Raw genomic sequence first — 17,728 nt, 5'->3', positions numbered from 1 at the left:
CCCGCGCTCTGCGCGGCGACGGACGCTTTGCCCACCCTAGAAGTCGACGCTCAATGCCGCGGCTCGTTGGCGTATTTCTTCATCTCGAGCCGGGCAATGGCGCGGTTGTGCACCTCGTCCGGGCCGTCGGCAAGACGGAGCGTGCGGATGTTGGCGTAGTCCTTGGCGAGACCCGCATCATCCGACACGCCGGCGCCGCCGAACGCCTGGATGGCGTCGTCGATGATCTTCAGCGCCATGTTGGGGGCAGCGACCTTGATCATCGCGATCTCGCCCTGGGCGGTCTTGTTGCCGACCTTGTCCATCATGTCGGCCGCCTTGAGGCACAACAGCCGGCACATCTCGATGTTGGTGCGGGCCTCGCCGATGCGCTGCTCCCACACCGAATGCTCGATGATCTTCTTGCCGAAGGCCTGGCGCGTCATCAGCCGGCGCACCATCTTCTCCAGCGACTCCTCGGCCTTGCCGATGGTGCGCATGCAGTGATGGATGCGGCCCGGACCGAGACGGCCCTGCGCGATCTCGAAGCCGCGGCCCTCGCCGAGCAGGATGTTCTCCGCAGGAACGCGGACGTTCTCGAGCAGCACCTGGGCATGGCCATGCGGCGCGTCGTCGAAGCCGAACACCGGCAGCATCTTCTCGACCTTGATGCCGGGGGTGTCGAGCGGCACCAGGATCTGCGACTGCTGCTGATGCTTGGCGGCCGACGGATCGGTCTTGCCCATCAGGATCGCGATCTTGCAGCGGGGATCGCCGACGCCCGACGACCACCATTTGCGGCCGTTGATGACGTAATGATCGCCGTCACGCACGATCCGCGTCTCGATGTTGGTGGCATCCGACGAGGCCACGGCCGGCTCCGTCATCAGGAAGGCCGAGCGGATCTCGCCGTCCATCAGCGGGCGCAGCCATTTGCGCTTCTGCTCCTTGGTGCCGTAGCGGATGAAGACTTCCATGTTGCCGGTGTCGGGCGCCGAGCAGTTGAACACCTCGGACGCCCAGGAGATGCGGCCCATCTCCTCGGACAGCAGCGCATATTCGAGATTGGTGAGGCCGGCGCCGCGGAACTCGTCGTCCTCATGCGGCGACGGCGGCATGAACATGTTCCAGAGGCCTTCCGCCTTCGCCTTGGCCTTGAGGTCCTCCAGGATCGGGATCACCTTCCAGCGGTCGCCCTCGGCGTCCTGCTGCTTGTAGATCGGCACCGCCGGGCGGACATGCTTGGTCATGAAGCTGCGCACGCGCTCCAGCCATTCCTGCTGCTTCGCCGACATCGTGAAGTCCATGGGACTCTCCTTGGGTGTTTCCTCTGAAACTTTGGCCGCAGTGTCGGCCCGCCCACGGCGTCCGTGCAAGTGTGATCTTGCGCGACACGACCGCGCGAACCGTCGCTGCAGCGCCGAAATGTCGCCCCACGGAAGAACCGTGATTGACATTGCGGCCGTCTCAAACAATAGTTTCATACAATTGTTTGAAACGCAACTCCCACCCCGCTTCATCGTTCGGGAGGACGAGCATGGCGACCGACCAGACCCGGACTGCGATCCTGATCGCCGCCGAGCGGCTCTATGCCGAACGCGGCTTCTCCGACGTGACCTTGCGCGACATCGTGGCGGAGGCGAACGTCAATCTCGCCGCGGTGAACTATCATTTCGGCTCCAAGGACGAGCTGATCGCCGAACTGTTCGTGACCCGCTCGATCGCGCTCAACCGCGAGCGCCTGCGCGAATTGCGTGAAGCCGAGGATGCGGGCGGCGGTCGCGCCGACATCTCCGACATCCTGCGCGCCCTCGTGGGCCCGATCCTGCGCGGCTGCCTTGGCCCTGAGAACCAACGCTCGGCGGTGGCGCAGTTCATGATCCGCGCCTCGATCGAATCGGTGCCGCCAATTCGCCGCATCAAGACCAAGGAAATCGACCATTTGCGCAAATTCGCCGGCGCAATGCAGCGCGCCCTGCCCGACAGCTCCGAGGTCGATCTGTTCTGGGGCCTGCATTTTGCGCTCGCCATGGCGCATCACACCATCCGCGAGAGCGAGCGCCTCACCAAGCTCTCCGACGGCCGATGCGACCTCGACGATGTCGAGGATGTGATCGCGCGGGTGGTGCGCGGCGCCGTGCTCGGCTTGACCACGCGCGATCAGACGGCAAAGTCGAAGGCCAGGATTGCAGCGCGCTGAGCGCCGATCGCCACAGATGACGTCGCCACCAATGACAATGGAACTCGCCCGATGACGGTCCGTTCGCGATTGATCCTGGCCGCTGCGGCCAGTGCGCTCGCCATGATGATGGCGAGCGAGCCGGCGCTGGCGCGCGGCGCCGCCGCCAGCATCATGAACTCGCCCGGCTATCAGCGCCGCTTGCAGGAATCCCGGCAGCAGCTCGGCACGCCGCCGCCTGCCCCATACGTGGCAGAGCCGCGCTATCACCGCCCCAAATCGAAGCGGCATAGGCATCACCGCACGCGATAGCCGCGCGTCCGCCTGCTCCATTCCCGCTGTCATTCCGGGGCATTCGCGCGCAAGATGGCGAAGCCATCTTGAAACAGCGCGAATGAGCCCGGAATCCATAACCACGAACAGCAGTCGTTCGGAGACAGCGGCCACGTCCAGCTCGCTCTACCATGACCGCTTGTGGCTATGGATTCCGGGCTCGCGCTTACGCGCGCCCCGGAATGACAAACGGAGAGAGCGGGGATCCGGAGGAGCTACACCACGCCCTGCTGCTTCAGCGCCGCGATCTTCGCCGCGTCGTAGCCGAGCCCCGACAGCACGTCCTGCGTATGCTCGCCGAGCAGCGGCGGCGCGCGATACTCGGTGATCGGGGTACCGGAGAAGGTCAGCGCGTTGCGGATCAGGGACAGATGCGGCTCGAACGGGTGTTCGACCTTCACCTCCATGCCGCGCGAGCGGACATGCGGATCGGCGAACACGTGGGCGAAGTCGTTGACCGGCCCGCACGGCACGCCCGCCTTCTCCAGTTCCTCCAGCCAATGCGCGACCGAGTTCTTCAGGAACAGGCCGGCAAAGATCGCCATGATCTCCTTGCCGTTGACGACGCGGTCGTTGTTCCTGACGAATTTCGGGTCGGTCGCCAGTTCTGGCGCCCCTAACACCGCGCAGGTGCGCGCGAACTGCGCGTCGTTGCCGACCACCAGCATCAGTTCGCCGTCGGTGCAGCGGAACACGCCGGCCGGCATGCCGCCATTGCCCCAGGTGCCGCGGCGCGGCGGCGACTTGCCGTTGATCAGGAAGATCTGGGCATAGTGCGACAGCGAGGCAATCACGGTGTCGAACAGGCAGACGTCGATATGCTGGCCGCCGCCGCCATTGACGTCGCGGTGATACAGCGCGGAGAGGATGCCGATCGAGGTGTTCATGCCGGTCATGTAGTCGACGATCGAGGGACCGACCTTCATCGGCCCCGCCCCCGGTTCGCCGTCCATGTGGCCGGTCACGCTCATCAGCCCGCCCATGGCCTGGAAGATCGCATCGTAGCCCGCCCGCGGTGCATACGGCCCGGTCTGGCCGAAGCCGGTCACCGAGCAATAGATCACCTCGGGATTGACGGCGCGGATCGCCTCATAGTCCAGGCCATAGCGCTTGAGATCGCCGACCTTGTAGTTCTCCATGAACACGTCGCAGTCCTTGGCGAGCGCGCGGATGATCTCCTGCCCCTCCGGCGAGGCAATGTTGACCGTGACGGACTTCTTGTTGCGGTTGGCGCAGATGTAGAAGGAATTGTTGTTGTTGGCCTTGCCATCGGGGTCCCTGAGGTAGGGCGGACCGAACGCGCGCGCATCGTCGCCGGTGCCGGGCCGCTCGATCTTGATCACCTCGGCGCCGAGATCGGCCAGCATCTGCGCGGACAGCGGTCCGGCCAGCACGCGGGTCAGATCGAGAATCTTGATGCCAGAAAGCGGCAGGGCCGACATGGAGTTCCTCCGGAAGCTTTATTCCTTGTGGCGGACATCCCGAGCGAGAGCCCCGCCTGTCACCCGCGGATACACCATTTCCCGCGCCGGAGCACTGCGCTGGCGGCATGCCGCCTTGCCGTGGACCGTCGCCCGCATGAGCGCAGCGACATCCGGGGTCGCCACCGGCGCTCATGCCGAACCCGGATGTCGCTGCGCGCATCCGGGCTACGCAGCCATGCTGACTTTCTTGCTTCGTTTTGTGTGCAGCCTGCGGCGGGACACATCCAGAAACACGGAACAAGGAGCTGTTAAGCGTTCCGGTCGCACCTGGGCGCAGGTTTGATGTCGCAACCCGGAGCACGCCATGACGTCGATCTCTGCATCCTCCATGAGCGGATATTCGCCGCTCGACCTGCTCAAGCAGGAACTCACCAAGGAAGTCTCGGCCGGCAAGGTCAGCTCCGCCGACCAGACTGCGCTGTCCTCGGCGCTCGACGACATCGATTCCGCATTGCAGAGCGGCAGCTCGTCGTCATCGTCGAGCTCCAGCGCGCCGCCGTCGCCCAAGGAGATGCAGTCGAAGATCGACGATCTCATCCAGAGTGAGGTCGACAGCGGCAAGCTGACCTCGGACCAGGCGACCGAGCTGAAGAACGTATTTGCCAACGCCTTCTCCGGCGGTCCGGGCGGCGCGGGTGGCGCCGGCGGTCCGCCGCCGGCCCCGCCGAGCGATGAGTCCAGCACCGACACCACGTCGAGCACCTCCTCCTCGTCGTCTTCATCGTCCTCGTCCCAGGTCGAGGAGCTGTTGAAGAAGCTGCTCGAGGCGCTGCAGAGCTCGAACAACAGCAAGACCTCATCCTACAGCGCCAGCGGCACGAGTTCGTCGAGCTCGACCAGCAAGTCGCTGGTGGTGGACTTCTCGGCCTGACCGGCGAGAGATGGAGCCGTTTGGCCCGGATGAGCGCAGCGACATCCGGGTTCTCCGAGACTCCGCGTGAGACCCGCATGTTGCTTCGCTCATGCGGGGCTGGAAGAGGCGACCACGCCGTCAATCCGGCGCGTTGAACGTTCTGGCGAAATACACCGGCGCCGCCGCCGCCTTCAGCCGATAGAGCTGCGCCGGACGGTTCGGCCCCTTGCGCATCTTGGCGATCGGCTCGATCAGGTCGGCCGAGAGCATGCGGGTGCGAAAGGCGCTCTTTTCCAGCGGACGATCGAGCACGATCTCGTAAGTCCGCTGCAGCTCGGGCAGTGTGAACTCCTCCGGCATCAGATAGGCCGGCAGCGAGGTGTACTCGACCTTGTTGCGCAGCCGCTGCACGGCGGCCTGCAGGATCTCGGCATGATCGAACGCGAGATTCGGCTTCACGCTCATGCCCACGAGCGGAAACCATTGCGCATCGGCCGCGAGCGCGGCCTCCGCCGCTGACGCCGGGATCAGCGCAAAATACGCATGCGTCGCCGACCAGCCGCGCGGATCACGGTGCGCACTGCCCCAGCTGCCGAGCTGCTCCAGATAGGTGCTGATGACGCCGGTCTTCTCGGCAAGCTTGCGCCGCGCGCAGGCTTCGAGATCGCGATCCTTGTCGACATCGACGAAACCGCCCGGGAGCGCAAACGCGTCCGGGAACGGCTCTCCCTCGCCGTGGCCGCGCCGCACCAGCAGCACGTGCAGCGCCTCCAGCCGGATCGTGAAGATGACGATGTCCACCGTGGTCAGCGGCCGCGGAAAATCCAGTCCGCCCGCTCTCGCAGCCGCTCCGCCGCCCTGCCCCTGCCGTGCTGCCATACCGTCCGCCCCCGAATTTGTCCCTTGACACTAGCACACTTAGTTGTACTGTCCAACTTACTAAGTTGGCGTAACACACTTATGCCATTGAACGTCAGGAGGCCGCCATGTTCGGCTTACGCTTCATCAAGGCCCAACCCACCACCTATCTCCTCAAGTACCGCGCCGGCAGCGTGGTCGAGGAAGGTGCCGGGCTCTCCACCTTCTATTACGGGCCCGCCACTTCCCTGGTCGCGATCCCCATCGGCAGCCGCGACGCCGCCTTCATCTTCCAGCAGATCGCCCGCGACTTTCAGACGCTGACGATCCAGGGCCAGGTGACCTACCGCATCGGCGAGCCGAGGAAGGCGGCGGCGATGCTCAACTTCACGCTCAAGCGCGACGGCAAGACCTACGAGTCCGATGACCCGGAGGAGCTGCCGCAGCGCGTGCTCGGCGCGGTCGAGGTGCTGGCGCAGCAGGCGGTCAAGGACATGACCCTGAAGGAAGCGCTGCGCGCCTCCGACCGCATCGCCGAAACGATTGCGGCCGGATTGAAGCGGCGCGCCGACATCGAGGCGCTTGGACTGGAGATCCTCGGCGTCGCCGTGCGCGCGGTGAAGCCGACGCCGGAGACCGCCAAGGCGCTGGAGGCCGAGGCGCGCGAGGCGATCCTGAAGACCGCGGACGAAGCCATCTTCGCGCGGCGCAATTTCGCCGTCGAGCGCGAGCGGGCGATCCGCGAGAGCGAGCTCGACACGGAGATCGCGGTCGAGCAGAAGAAGCGCTCGATCCGCGAGACGCAGATGGATGCGGAGGCCAGCGTCGCCGCGAAGAAGAACGAGCTGCGCGAGGCCGGCATGGTCGCCGATATCGGGCTGGAGGCGAAGCGGAAGGATTTCGTGTCGCTGAATGCGGCGAACACCCGCACCTTGGCGGATGCCGAAGCCTATCGCGTCGGCGCGCTGATGAAGATCTTCGAGGGCGTCGACACCCGCGTGATCCAGGCGCTCGCCGCCACCGGCATGCAACCCGGCCAGTTGATCGCGCAGGCGTTCTCGGGCCTCGCCGAAAAGGCCGAGAAGATCGGGCAGCTGAACGTCTCGCCGGAGCTCCTGAACAGCCTGATGCAGAAGCCCGCGGAGGCCGCCCGTGTCCGGCAATGACCGCAAGGTGGTGCTGGTCGTCAGGAGAACGCGGCTCGAGGAGCTGATCACCAGATTCCTCACCGCGGACCAGGCCCGCTTCTATGTCGAGCATCTCGGCGCCGACTTCTCCGACTACGAACGCGAGCACGCGGCCTACCAGGCCGCGCGCTTGACCAGCGTCCAGACGCTGGAGCGCTGGGGCCGCTACCAGATCGTCGACCGCGGCTTCCTGCCGAACTTCATCTTCGGCCCCGCCGACATCGTCGCGGCGCTCGGCCCCGACGGGCTCGTCGCCAACACCATGAAATATCTCGACGGCCAGCCGCTGCTCGGCCTGAACCCGGACGCGGCCCGGCATGACGGCGTGCTGCTGCCGTTCGCGCCGGCCGATCTCGCGAGCCTGCTGCCGGAGGTTGCTGCCGACCGGCGCGCGGCCAAGGCGGTGACCATGGCGCGCGCGAGCCTCGCCGACGGCCAGGTGCTCCATGCGGTCAACGACCTCTTCATCGGCGCGCGCACGCATGTCTCGGCCCGCTACGAGATCGCGACCCGCGAGCATCAGGAGCGGCAGTCCTCCAGCGGCCTGATCGTCGCGACCGGACTCGGCTCGACTGCGTGGTTCAAGAGCATCGTCACCGGCGCGCTGGCGATCGCCGGCAACTTCGGCAGCCCCACGACGGGCGGCGACTACACCGCCCTGCCCTGGGACGCCCGGAGCTTGCGCTTTGCCGTGCGCGAGCCGTTCCCGAGCAAGACGTCACAGACATCCCTGGTCTGCGGAGGGCTGAACGGCGCCGAAACACTGCGCCTGCGCTCGCTGATGCCCGAGAACGGCGTCATTTTCTCCGACGGCATCGAGGCGGATCACCTCGATTTCAATGCGGGGACGGAAGCGGTGATCGGGATCGCGGAGCGCCAGGGCCGGTTGATCGTGTAGCCACACGGCGAAGCTCGTAGGCCGGATGAGCGCAGCGACATCCGGGATCATCGCAACAGTCGTGGGACCGCGGATATCGCTGCGCTCATCCGGGCTACGCGTCCGTCACTCCCTCGCGAACACCAGCACGCCATTCGCCGGAATCGTCACGTCAGCCGAGCTGCGCTGGCCGTGCAGCGGCGGGCCGCCTGCGGTGACCGAGCCATTGTTACCAACCACATCCGGATTGACCCAGTTGTCATAGACGTCGCTGTTGAATACCTCCTTCCACTGCCCCGCTGCCGGAAAGCCGATCGCGTAGTCGCGCCATGGCGTCTCGCTGAGGCTGACGATCACCATCACGTCGTCGCCCTGGCCGTCCCAGCGGTGGAAGGCGAGCACGCGGTTGCCGTCATGGACGTGGACGATGGCGCATCCCTCCGCGGTCAGCGCCGGATGGGTGCGGCGGATCGCGATCAGCTCGCGCGTGAAGCGGATCGCATCAGCGGTGATCTTGTCCTCGCCGTCGAGCAGCGCCCAACTGATCGTCGTGTCGGGGTTCGGCGTGTCGCTCCATGGTTTGTCCTCGAACAGTTCCTGGCCCATGAACAGCATCGGGATGCCCGGCGCGGTCAGCAACAGGCCCGTGGCGACGCGGCTGCGGTTGCGCGCATACCAGCAGCGGCTGTCGACGGGATCGGCGAGGCGCGGGATGCGCGGCTCGCGGCCGGCATAGACGATGTCGTGGTTCTCGATCGAGTTGACCGCGCGCCAGCGCTTGTCGAGGCTGAGATCGGCGATCGCCGCGGCGATCGGCTGCATCGGGACGACGGCGCCCGCGCCGCCGGCCGCGCTCGCGACGGCGCCGCGCACCGCGAGCCGCAATCCGTCGCTCCAGGTCGCATCGAAGCCGGCGCCGCCATGCGCGATGTCCCTCACCACCCACGGGTTCACCGGCCAGTATTCCGCGATCTGGATCGCATCCGGCTTCTCCGCGCGCAGCGCTTCGGTGAGCTGCTGGCAGGTCGCCCAGCCGCCGAAGCGGTCCATCACGCTGACCTCGTCGAAACGCAGGCCGTCGGCGTGATACTCGCGATAGAACATCACGGCGTTGTCGACGAGATACCGCCGCACGTCGGCGTTCCAGTAGGCGAACACCTGGCCGCCCGCCCAGCCCTGATCGGTGAAATACAGGCTGCGATTGGGATCGCCATAGGCCTGACGGTCGAAGAACCAGATGCTGCTCTCGTCAAAACCGCCGCCGGCGTGGTTGTAGACGACGTCGAACAGCACGGCGATGCCATGGACATGACAGACGTCGATCAGCGCGCGGAGCTGGTCGTCGCAGTGACGCACCACGCCGATATCGGCGTAAGGTGTCGCGCCGGCTGCGACGAGGATCTCGTTGGTGCGTTTGAAGTAGGCCGCGAGATGCGCGTCTTCTGCCTCCCCGTACTCGGTCTCCGGGCTGAACAGGTCGGTGCCGTTGTAACCCATGCTGAACATGGTCGGGAATTCCTGCACCGGCAGCAGCTCGATCGCGTTGACGCCGAGCTTCGCCAGATGCGGCACTCGCTCGATCACGTCGAAGAAGCAGCCGTCGGGATTGCCCGCCTTCATGTCGAAGGTGCCGACATGGAGCTGATAGATCACGAGCTCGTTGTTGGGCGGCGGCGTGTAGTCGGTGTCGTGCCAGGGAAAAGCGTGCGGATTGCGCAGCACCGAATGCGCCTGCGGAAACGGCGGATCGACCGTAAGCAGCCGTGCATGCGGATCGCGCTTGTAGCCGGAGCTGCCTTCACCCTCGACGAAGTACATATAGGCGTCGCCGTCCTTCAGAGACGGCACGAAGATCGCCCAATGGCCGTTGCCGATCGGCGCCAGCCGGCAGCTCGCGTCCTGCGCCCAGTCGTTGAACGGGCCGGAGACGTAGACCGCCTTGGCATGCGGCGCGAACACGCGGAAGGTGGCGCCGCCGGTCACCAGGGTGCCGCCCATGGGAGCCTGGAGAAGATGCATCTGCCTGAGCGAAATCCTGAGGCCTTCGGGGAACGGCGGCAGCGTAACAGGTTCGAGCAGCATATCCATGGCGGTCGGCTCTCCGCGCGTCAGAACAGCCGCGCGCCGTTCGGCACGCGCTTGTCGGGCTGGAACAGCACGACGTTGCCCTGTTCATCGGGAAAGCCGAGCGTCAGCACCTCGGACATGAACTTGCCGATCTGGCGCGGCGGGAAGTTGACGACGCCGGCCACCTGGCGGCCGACCAGGGTGGCCGGATCGTAGAGCGTGGCGATCTGGGCGCTGGAGCGCCTGGTGCCGATGCCGGGCCCGAAATCGATGGTCAGCTTCAGCGACGGTTTGCGCGCCTCCGGATAGGGCTCGGCCGCGACGATGGTGCCGACGCGGATGTCGACGGCCAGGAACTGGTCGAAGCTGATCCCTGCCGCCGCCGGCGCTGTGGGATCATGGGCAAGATGCATGGCGGCCTCATCGAACGCGACCGCGCGGGAGGGCTTGCGGTGCCGACGCGGTCTGGGCCGGAATCTTTAATCGCCATAAGGTCTCCTGACAATGCACCCGCCCGGCGACGGCACGGCATATGGACGATTGGCTGTATTGGTGTGGCAGGCCGGTCGCAGGCTGCGAAGCCTTCAATCGCAGGCTGGGCAAGCGGGGGGTTGCCGCTGCCCCGCATCGCCGAGCGGGAGGTGCGTGAATCGCCATGGCATGTCGCTAGCGGCGAATCGCCGCGTGCACGCCTTGACCCGCCCTGCAGCATGTCCGCCGCCGAGCGCATGACTATGACACGTCGCCCGTAATGTCGCAGTTCGGTCGCTTTGCCTCCAGACGCAGCACGGTGGCCCAGCCTGGCTGCGAATACTGGACATCATCAGCAAGCTTCGCCGGGCACAACCTGCCCACCGCGCGTTGCTGGCCCCGGCGCTCTTTGGAATGGTCCTGCCCGGCGCCTCTGTCAGGCGAGCTAGGCGGCTCGCCGCGAGCGCGACAGAGTGTCGGATGGAAGCTCACCGAACATCTCGCGATAGTCTCTTGCGAAGTGTCCGAGATTTCCGAAGCCGCAATTGAAGGCGACTGCAGAGACGGAGGTGCGCTGATCTGCCCCCGAGAGCCTCTGTTTTGCCTGTCGCAATCGCACCGTTTTTGCAAACGTCGTCGGAGAGTATCCGCGGCTTTTTTTAAACGCCGCATACAGCGCGCGGATGCTGACGCCTGTCTGCGATGCCAGCTCCTCGATCGTGATGGCGCGCCCACAAGAGGCCTCGATATACTCTTCGGTCAGCCGAACGATCCGCGGCGCGACGTCCTTTTCGTCTCTCTCCAACAGCTCGCTGAAATTGTGGCGGTGAGCCGACAGGAAGGAAACGATGAGAGCCTGCTCCAGTTCGGCCAGCACCGCGCGCGGCAGCTCTGTAGCCGTCGCATCCAGCTGATGAGCGAGGAACATCGTCAGATCGCGCAAAACCAGAGCGTTCGGCTGCACCGCAGCCGCCATGGGATCGAACCTGAGGACGCCAGCCGGCTTTGCGCCCAGGAGCGTCGTCAACGACCTTTCCAGCGCCCCCGTACTTATTCGAAGAATGAGCTGCGCATAACCTGGCTCGAACACAATCCTGATCGGTTCACCCGGCGGAATTATACAGGCCTGCCGCTCAGTTATCGCGATCGCCGTACGATTTAGAACGGTCAAAGCTCTGCCTTTGAGGCCAATTTGCAGGCGCGCGAAGTCGCCCTCCGGGAACTTAACGACCGACGTTCCCCCGTCATATGAACAAAAGCCAAGGCCGATATTCGCAAGCCGAAGGTAGTTGCCCACCCCCAGGAAGCCATCTGGCTTGGTGACTGTGAAGCCAGTTGCCCCGTAGACGGTACGCAACGCGTGCTCCATCGCCTCCGGATCGTCTGTACGAATGACGGGAGCCCGGCTCAGCAGGCTTACGGATTGATCTAGGTTCATCGGAAGATGGTACCTCGGTTTGACCGAACTGATACTCCGGGAAAACACCGGTCAGCGGCGAGGTGTCGCAGTTCCATCTTCTTCATCGATGCGCTTCAATTTCCTTCCAGATTACTACTTGGCCTCATCTCATGAGGTCTGCGCTGGACGACGCGGCAACCCTCCCGCCTACCCCCGAGAGAATATCCGCCATGAAGTTGAAGCTCGCTGCGCGTATCCAGCAGCGACGTCAGGTGAACGTGACCCGAACAAGTTGAAAAGCGCGGCGCTTTCTACGAGACGAGAATATTCGAAAGACCTGACCCGCTTCTTGGCGCCTCGCCGCAGTCGGACGGCGTCATCATGATTGGCTCTCAGCTTGAGTTGGCGACCCGCGCTTTGCTTCGCCGCTGCCCAAGCGCTATTGGGACTGGCCTGACCGACGCTTCTGTAAGGCGAGCTAGGCGGCTCGTCGCGAGCGCAACAGAGTTTCGGATGGAAGCTCACCGAACATCTCGCGATAGTCTCTTGCGAAGTGTCCGAGATTTCCGAAGCCGCAATTGTAGGCGACTGCAGAGACGGAGGTGCGCTGATCTGCCCCCGAGAGCATCTGCTTTGCCCGTCGCAATCGCACCGTTTTCGCAAACGCCATCGGCGAGTATCCGCGGCTCTTCTTGAACGCAGTATAGAGCGCGCGGATGCTGACGCCTGTCTGCGACGCCAGCGCCTCGATCGTGATGGCGCGGTCCCAAGAGGCCTCGATATACTCCTCGGCCAGCCGGACGATCCGCGGCACGACATCCTTTTCGGCTCTCTCCAACAGCTCGCTGAAATTGTGGCGGTGAGCCGACAGGAAGGAAACGATGAGAGCCTGCTCCAGTTCGGCCAGCACCGCGCGCGGCAGCTCTGTAGCCGTCGCATCCAGCTGATGAGCGAGGAACATCGCCAGATCGCGCAAGACCAGAGCGTTCGGCTGCACCGCAGCCGCTATGGGATCAAACTTGAGGACACCGGCTGGCTTTGCACCGAGCAGCGTCGTCAATGTCTGCTCCAACGCCCTCGCGCTTATTCGAAGAATGAGCTGCTCATAACCTGGCTCGAACACAATCCTGTTGGGTTCGCCAGGCGCAACTATGCAGGACTGCCGCTCAGTTATCGCGATCGCCGTGCGATTCAGAACGGTCAAAGCGCTGCCTTTGAGGCCAATTTGCAGCCGCGCGTAGTCGCTTTCCGGGAACTTGACGACCGCCCTCGCCCCGCCATAGGCACAAAAGCCAAGGCCGATATTCGCAAGCTGAAGGTAGTTGCCCACCCCCTGGAAGCCATCTGCCTTGGTGACTGCGAAGCCAGTTGCCCCGTAGACCGTACGCAACGCGTGCTCCATCGCCTCCGGATCGTCCGTACGAATGACGGGAGCCCGGCTCAATAGGCTCACGGATCGGTCCAAGTTCATCGGTCTGTCCTCACTCACGGCTCGCTTGAATACTGAAGAGTACGTCCTCCGGACTGATCCAAGTCAACTCCGCGAAACTCCCGTCACGCGGGAGGCGGCCAGGCGCCGCAGCTCGATCATGTTCCCGACTTCTCACATGTTAACTTGAGCAGGTAACTGGCTAGTGTTGCGGCTAATTCTGAGCAACGTTTGCAGAGTTTGGACTTGAGAATAACTTCAAAATCGCCGCGCGACGCGCTTCAATCTCGTTGAGATGAGCAGGCAGCAGGTTCTGTAGAGTGCGACCGTAAGAGAGGAGATGAACGTGGCGGCACGGGAACCGGCATCCCGGCGAAGTGGAACTCATGAGTTCCGTGCTGGACGAGGCGGTGATCCCCTGCCCAAGGCCGGGCAAAACTCCACCACGAAATCAAGACTCGCTGAGCGCATCCTCGCAGCGACAGACAGGGTTGAACGTGACCGAGCGAGCCGAGACCCGCGGCACTTTTGGGAGACGATAATGTTCGGAACACCAACACACCTAACCGGCGACGCTCGGCGCTTGAGATTCTCGATCTTGCGAAGCAGGTCACCGAAGCGATGAACTTATGCCCTTGTCACAACGCGAACCTGGCAACGTCCACACGCCTGTCGATATGAGGCGAGATGAAGTGAGTCCAATCATGCTTATCAAGACGGTCACGTTGCATTCTCTTAGTTATCTTGTAGGCATTACCAGTTCAGTGGCGGTGCACCAGGTCATCCCCTCGCCGGGCACAGCGAGCGTCTTCCAGTCTGGCACCGCTGCAATAGGTCATCAGCAGGTCGCCAATCGCTCGACCAAGAGCGATAAGTTGCCAATCAGGCAGGCAAAGCGTCAACTCAACGTGCCAAGTTTCAATTTCGGAACCAACTGTAAACCGCCGATTGATGTCCGTGGGCGCTGCTTTGCAGACGCCGGAGGGACCCGCAAGGTCGCGCTGACCGCTCGCGGCCCCCTTCGCGGCATACCGATTGTTTTGAACCAAATTGGTCCTGATGCGACAGATCTCGTGTAGTGGTGGTGCAGGCAAAATGACCGATATTCGAGGCGGCGACCTGTCCAATCATTCGGTATTGAAATCGCTAAGCAGAATCCGCACAGCAAAGCTACACCTCGGTCGGCCGACGTCGCACCAATCGACAGAGGCCGCCCTGCTGTCGCAGATCGCGCTTTGCGACGTTCTATTGGACGAAATTCAATCGGTCGCCCGCAGCCTGAAGCGGGCGAGGCCGTGCCCCGGTGAGCCGACGCCTGGTCGCAACCGGGCGCGGCTGCGGTACCATTCCTCAAGACATGATCTGCAGCGACGACGCGCGGCGCAGCGATGCCGCATGCCGTCGAAGTTTCGTTCGGTCGCCACCTAGCCCGGACGAGCGCAGCAACATCCGGGTTCGCCGACACGGCACGCAAGACCGCTGGCGCCGACACGCGTCCTGCGCGCCGGCTGTCGCTCATGCGGGCTACGCGCTGCGCCCATATCCGCGCGAGAAACGCACCATCTCTCCTCCCTCATTGCGAGCTGCGCTCGCAATGAGGATTGGCGCGGCAGTCTCGTGCGTCAAGCTGTCATTCGCACCGGGCGCAGTGGGCAGGTCGCTTCGCGGCTTTCGCCGCGTAGCGCCTTTGCCCACCCTACGCTACTACAACTACGCATTCTCCAGATGGCACGCCACCCACTGGTCCTCGCCCTTCAGACGCAGCTCGGGCGCCTCCATTCGGCAGCGGTCGAATGCGAGAGGGCAGCGGGTGTTGAAGCGGCAGCCCTTGGGCGGGTTGACGGGGCTGGGAACGTCGCCCTTGAGAATGATCGGGGTGCGCTCGGCGCCGGGTTCGGGAATTGGGACGGCTGAGAGAAGCGCCCTGGTGTAGGGATGGCCGGGAGACGCAAAGATCTGCCGTCTGGGGGCGAGCTCGACGATGCGGCCGAGATACATCACGGCGACGCGGTGCGTCATGTGCTCGACGATGGCGAGGTCGTGGCTGATGAACAGCAGCGCGAGGCCGAATTCGCGCTGCAGGTCCTGCAGGAGGTTGACGATCTGCGCCTTGACGGAGACGTCGAGCGCGGAGACCGCCTCGTCGCAGACGATCAGGTCGGGCTTGGCGGCGAGCGCCCGCGCAATGCCGATGCGCTGGCGCTGGCCGCCGGAGAATTCGTGCGGGCGGCGGTTCACGGCGTCGCGCGGCAGCCGGACGATCTCCATCAGCTCGGCAATGCGCGCATCGCGCTCGGCCGCAGTCTTGGCGAGGCCGAAATTGTTGATCGGCTCAGCCAGGATGTCGCGGATCCGCATGCGCGGGTTGAGGCTGGAGAACGGGTCCTGGAACACGACCTGCACGCGGCGGCGCATGTCGCGCAGGCTGCCCGGGCCGAGATCGTCGATCCGCGTGCCGTCGAGCACGATCTGGCCGGCCGTGATGTCGAACAGGCGCAGGATGGCGCGGCCGACGGTGGACTTGCCGCAGCCGGATTCGCCGACCAGCGACAACGTCTCGCCGCGCGCGATCTCGAACGACACGCCGTCGACGGCGTGCACCCGGCTCTTGGCTCGCCCAAACAGGCCGCTGCGGATCGGGAAATGCTTCTTGAGGTCGTTGACCTGGAGCAGCGGCATGGTCATGCGGCGGCCTGCTCCTTGGCAGCGAAATGGCAGGCGGCGATGTGATGCTTGGCCTTCTGCTCCAGCCCCGGCGCATATTGGCGGCAGACGTCGGTGGCAAGCGCGCAGCGGCCGGCGAACACGCAGCCCTCGATGCGCTGCTTGAGGTCCGGCACCTGGCCGGGAATTTCCGCGAGACGCCTGGTCTCGCCCGACAGCGACGAGCCGAGCTTGGGCAGCGCGCCGAGCAGGCCCTGCGTATAGGGATGGCGCGGCGAGCGGAACAGCTCCCTGACCGGCGCTTCCTCGACCTTGCGGCCGGCATACATCACCATCACGCGCTCGGCGACCTCGGCCACGACGCCGAGATCGTGGGTAATCAGGATGATCGCGGCGCCGACGCGCTGCTTCAGCTCCAGCATCAGCTTGAGGATCTGCGCCTGGATGGTGACGTCGAGCGCGGTGGTCGGCTCGTCCGCGATCAGGAGCTTCGGGTTGCAGGCCAGCGCCATCGCGATCATCACGCGCTGGCGCATACCGCCGGAGAGCTGGTGCGGATATTCGCGCACGCGGCGTGCCGGCTCGGGGATGCCGACCAGCGTCAACATCTCCACCGCGCGCGCCTCGGCCTGCGCCTGATCGAGCCCCTGATGCAACCGCAGGGTCTCGCCGATCTGGCGGCCGACCGTCAGCACCGGGTTGAGGCTCGTCATCGGCTCCTGGAAGATCATCGAGATGTCGTTGCCGCGGAGCTGACGCATCTCGCGGTCGGAGAGCTTAAGAATGTCCCTGCTCTCGAGCTTGATCGAGCCCGCGATCTTGCCCGGCGGCTCCGGGATCAGCCGCATCATCGACATTGACGTCACCGACTTGCCGCAGCCGGATTCGCCGACGATGGCGAGCGTCTCGCCGGGGTTGACGTGGAAGGAGACGCCATCGACGGCACGGTTGATGCCGGTCGGTGTGCGGAAATGGACCTGGAGATTCTCGACCTCGAGCAGCGGCATCATTTGAGCTCCCGGCGATCTCTGACTGCGCTGCTCATGGGCTCTTCGCCATGCGCGGGTCGAGCGCGTCGCGGAGGCCGTCGCCGACAAGGTTGACGGCGAGCACGGTCACCGAGAGGAACGCGGCGGGGAAGAACACGATGAAGGGCTTGACCTGCCACAGCGCGCGGCCTTCGGCCATGATGTTGCCCCAGGACGGGATGGTCGGCGGCGTGCCGGCGCCGATGAAGGACAGGATCGCCTCGGTGATCATCGCGCTGGCGCAGATGTAGGTCGCCTGCACCAGCATCGGCGCCATGGTGTTGGGCAGGATGTGGCGCAGGATCACCATCGGCGTGCGCGTGCCCGAGGCGACCGCGCCATCGACATAGGGCTGCTCTCGCAAGCTCAGGACGACACCGCGCACCAGCCGCGCGACGCGCGGGATCTCGGCAATGGTGATGGCGAGGATGACGTTGCCGACGCTGCCGCGCGTCAGCGCCATCAGCGCCACCGCGAGCAGGATCGGCGGTATCGACATCAGCCCGTCCATGCAGCGCATCAGGACGCCATCGGCCCAGCGCAGGAAGCCGGCGACGAGACCAATGGTAAGGCCGATCAGGGAGGCGCCGAGCGCCACCGCGAGGCCGACCGTCAGCGAGACGCGGGTGCCATAGAGCACGCGGGAATAGATGTCGCGGCCGAGCGCATCGGTGCCGAACCAGAAATCCGCCGACGGCAGCCGCGTGCGCTTGGCCGGCGCGATCGCGGTGGGATCGACGGTGAAGAGGAATGGCGCGAACACGCCGATGATGACGAGCAGCAGCAGGAGCGCGCCGCCGATCGCAACCGTCGGATGGTTGCGCAGGAAGCCGATGGCGCCGCGCCGGATCTTCGGCGCGACCATCAGGTCGGGCAGAACAGGCGCGAGGACGAGGCCTGGCGGCGGCGATATGGAGGTG

General features: G+C 64.9%; 16 protein-coding genes. 6 read left to right on the top strand and 10 right to left on the bottom strand.

Annotated elements, in window-relative coordinates:
* Positions 1 to 50 precede the first annotated feature (50 nt).
* Positions 51 to 1,286 carry an acyl-CoA dehydrogenase family protein gene (locus ACQR03_RS02365; RefSeq protein ID WP_315749560.1) on the bottom strand — a complete coding sequence of 412 codons (1,236 nt, stop codon included), beginning with the start codon at positions 1,284 to 1,286 and terminating at the stop codon, positions 51 to 53.
* A 230-nt stretch (positions 1,287 to 1,516) separates the two neighbouring features.
* On the opposite strand from ACQR03_RS02365, the gene ACQR03_RS02360 reads away from it, so the two are divergent.
* On the top strand, positions 1,517 to 2,179 hold the full coding sequence (locus ACQR03_RS02360; protein WP_315714589.1) for a TetR/AcrR family transcriptional regulator: 663 nt from the start codon (positions 1,517 to 1,519) through the stop codon (positions 2,177 to 2,179).
* Between the two features lie 51 nt (positions 2,180 to 2,230).
* A complete protein-coding gene (locus tag ACQR03_RS02355) occupies positions 2,231 to 2,470 on the top strand; it encodes a hypothetical protein (RefSeq protein ID WP_315749556.1) in 240 nt (79 codons plus the stop codon).
* 236 nt (positions 2,471 to 2,706) lie between these two features.
* On the opposite strand, the gene ACQR03_RS02350 is transcribed toward ACQR03_RS02355, so the two are convergent.
* Entirely contained in the window at positions 2,707 to 3,933 is a 1,227-nt protein-coding gene (locus ACQR03_RS02350) for a CaiB/BaiF CoA transferase family protein (RefSeq protein ID WP_434840914.1), read from the bottom strand.
* A gap of 346 nt (positions 3,934 to 4,279) precedes the next feature.
* Between ACQR03_RS02350 and ACQR03_RS02345 the strand changes: the two genes are divergently transcribed.
* On the top strand, positions 4,280 to 4,846 hold the full coding sequence (locus tag ACQR03_RS02345; RefSeq protein ID WP_315714592.1) for a hypothetical protein: 567 nt from the start codon (positions 4,280 to 4,282) through the stop codon (positions 4,844 to 4,846).
* A gap of 120 nt (positions 4,847 to 4,966) precedes the next feature.
* On the opposite strand, the gene ACQR03_RS02340 is transcribed toward ACQR03_RS02345, so the two are convergent.
* Positions 4,967 to 5,707 (bottom strand): NUDIX hydrolase, encoded by a 741-nt coding sequence (locus ACQR03_RS02340; RefSeq protein WP_316192732.1) that lies wholly within the window; start codon positions 5,705 to 5,707, stop codon positions 4,967 to 4,969.
* A gap of 107 nt (positions 5,708 to 5,814) precedes the next feature.
* Here ACQR03_RS02340 and ACQR03_RS02335 point away from each other — a divergent pair, with 107 nt between their 5' ends.
* Complete coding sequence (locus tag ACQR03_RS02335) at positions 5,815 to 6,852, top strand: SPFH domain-containing protein (protein WP_434840913.1); 1,038 nt, start codon at positions 5,815 to 5,817, stop codon at positions 6,850 to 6,852.
* Positions 6,839 to 7,771 (top strand): sugar kinase, encoded by a 933-nt coding sequence (locus ACQR03_RS02330; RefSeq protein WP_315714595.1) that lies wholly within the window; start codon positions 6,839 to 6,841, stop codon positions 7,769 to 7,771. Before ACQR03_RS02335 ends, ACQR03_RS02330 begins: the two co-directional genes overlap by 14 nt.
* 105 nt (positions 7,772 to 7,876) lie before the next feature.
* On the opposite strand, the gene ACQR03_RS02325 is transcribed toward ACQR03_RS02330, so the two are convergent.
* The 4 genes from ACQR03_RS02325 to ACQR03_RS02310 form a co-directional block, all read right to left on the bottom strand.
* On the bottom strand, positions 7,877 to 9,838 hold the full coding sequence (locus tag ACQR03_RS02325; protein WP_434840912.1) for an alpha amylase C-terminal domain-containing protein: 1,962 nt from the start codon (positions 9,836 to 9,838) through the stop codon (positions 7,877 to 7,879).
* A 20-nt stretch (positions 9,839 to 9,858) separates the two neighbouring features.
* Positions 9,859 to 10,230: a tRNA-binding protein gene (locus tag ACQR03_RS02320; RefSeq protein ID WP_316164528.1), complete on the bottom strand. Its 372-nt coding sequence runs from the start codon at positions 10,228 to 10,230 to the stop codon at positions 9,859 to 9,861.
* A 503-nt stretch (positions 10,231 to 10,733) separates the two neighbouring features.
* Positions 10,734 to 11,645, bottom strand: coding sequence for an AraC family transcriptional regulator (locus tag ACQR03_RS02315; RefSeq protein ID WP_434840911.1), 912 nt, complete (start codon positions 11,643 to 11,645; stop codon positions 10,734 to 10,736).
* A gap of 520 nt (positions 11,646 to 12,165) precedes the next feature.
* Positions 12,166 to 13,158 (bottom strand): AraC family transcriptional regulator, encoded by a 993-nt coding sequence (locus ACQR03_RS02310; RefSeq protein ID WP_315714599.1) that lies wholly within the window; start codon positions 13,156 to 13,158, stop codon positions 12,166 to 12,168.
* A gap of 662 nt (positions 13,159 to 13,820) precedes the next feature.
* On the opposite strand from ACQR03_RS02310, the gene ACQR03_RS02305 reads away from it, so the two are divergent.
* Positions 13,821 to 14,195, top strand: coding sequence for a hypothetical protein (locus tag ACQR03_RS02305; protein WP_434840910.1), 375 nt, complete (start codon positions 13,821 to 13,823; stop codon positions 14,193 to 14,195).
* A gap of 631 nt (positions 14,196 to 14,826) precedes the next feature.
* Here ACQR03_RS02305 and ACQR03_RS02300 read toward each other — a convergent pair.
* The 3 genes from ACQR03_RS02300 to ACQR03_RS02290 are packed head-to-tail and all read right to left on the bottom strand — an operon-like array spanning position 14,827 to position 17,673.
* Positions 14,827 to 15,801 (bottom strand): ABC transporter ATP-binding protein, encoded by a 975-nt coding sequence (locus ACQR03_RS02300; protein WP_316172066.1) that lies wholly within the window; start codon positions 15,799 to 15,801, stop codon positions 14,827 to 14,829.
* Positions 15,798 to 16,787, bottom strand: coding sequence for an ABC transporter ATP-binding protein (locus ACQR03_RS02295; protein ID WP_434841198.1), 990 nt, complete (start codon positions 16,785 to 16,787; stop codon positions 15,798 to 15,800). The genes ACQR03_RS02300 and ACQR03_RS02295 overlap by 4 nt, the downstream gene beginning before the upstream one ends.
* A 34-nt stretch (positions 16,788 to 16,821) precedes the next feature.
* Positions 16,822 to 17,673 (bottom strand): ABC transporter permease, encoded by an 852-nt coding sequence (locus ACQR03_RS02290; protein ID WP_410051823.1) that lies wholly within the window; start codon positions 17,671 to 17,673, stop codon positions 16,822 to 16,824.
* Positions 17,674 to 17,728 lie beyond the last annotated feature (55 nt).

Source organism: Bradyrhizobium sp. HKCCYLS3070 (genome assembly GCF_051167575.1).
Lineage (GTDB): Bacteria > Pseudomonadota > Alphaproteobacteria > Rhizobiales > Xanthobacteraceae > Bradyrhizobium.
The sequence above is the reverse complement of the archived record's forward strand: the minus strand, read 5'-3'. Positions and strand labels throughout refer to the sequence as shown.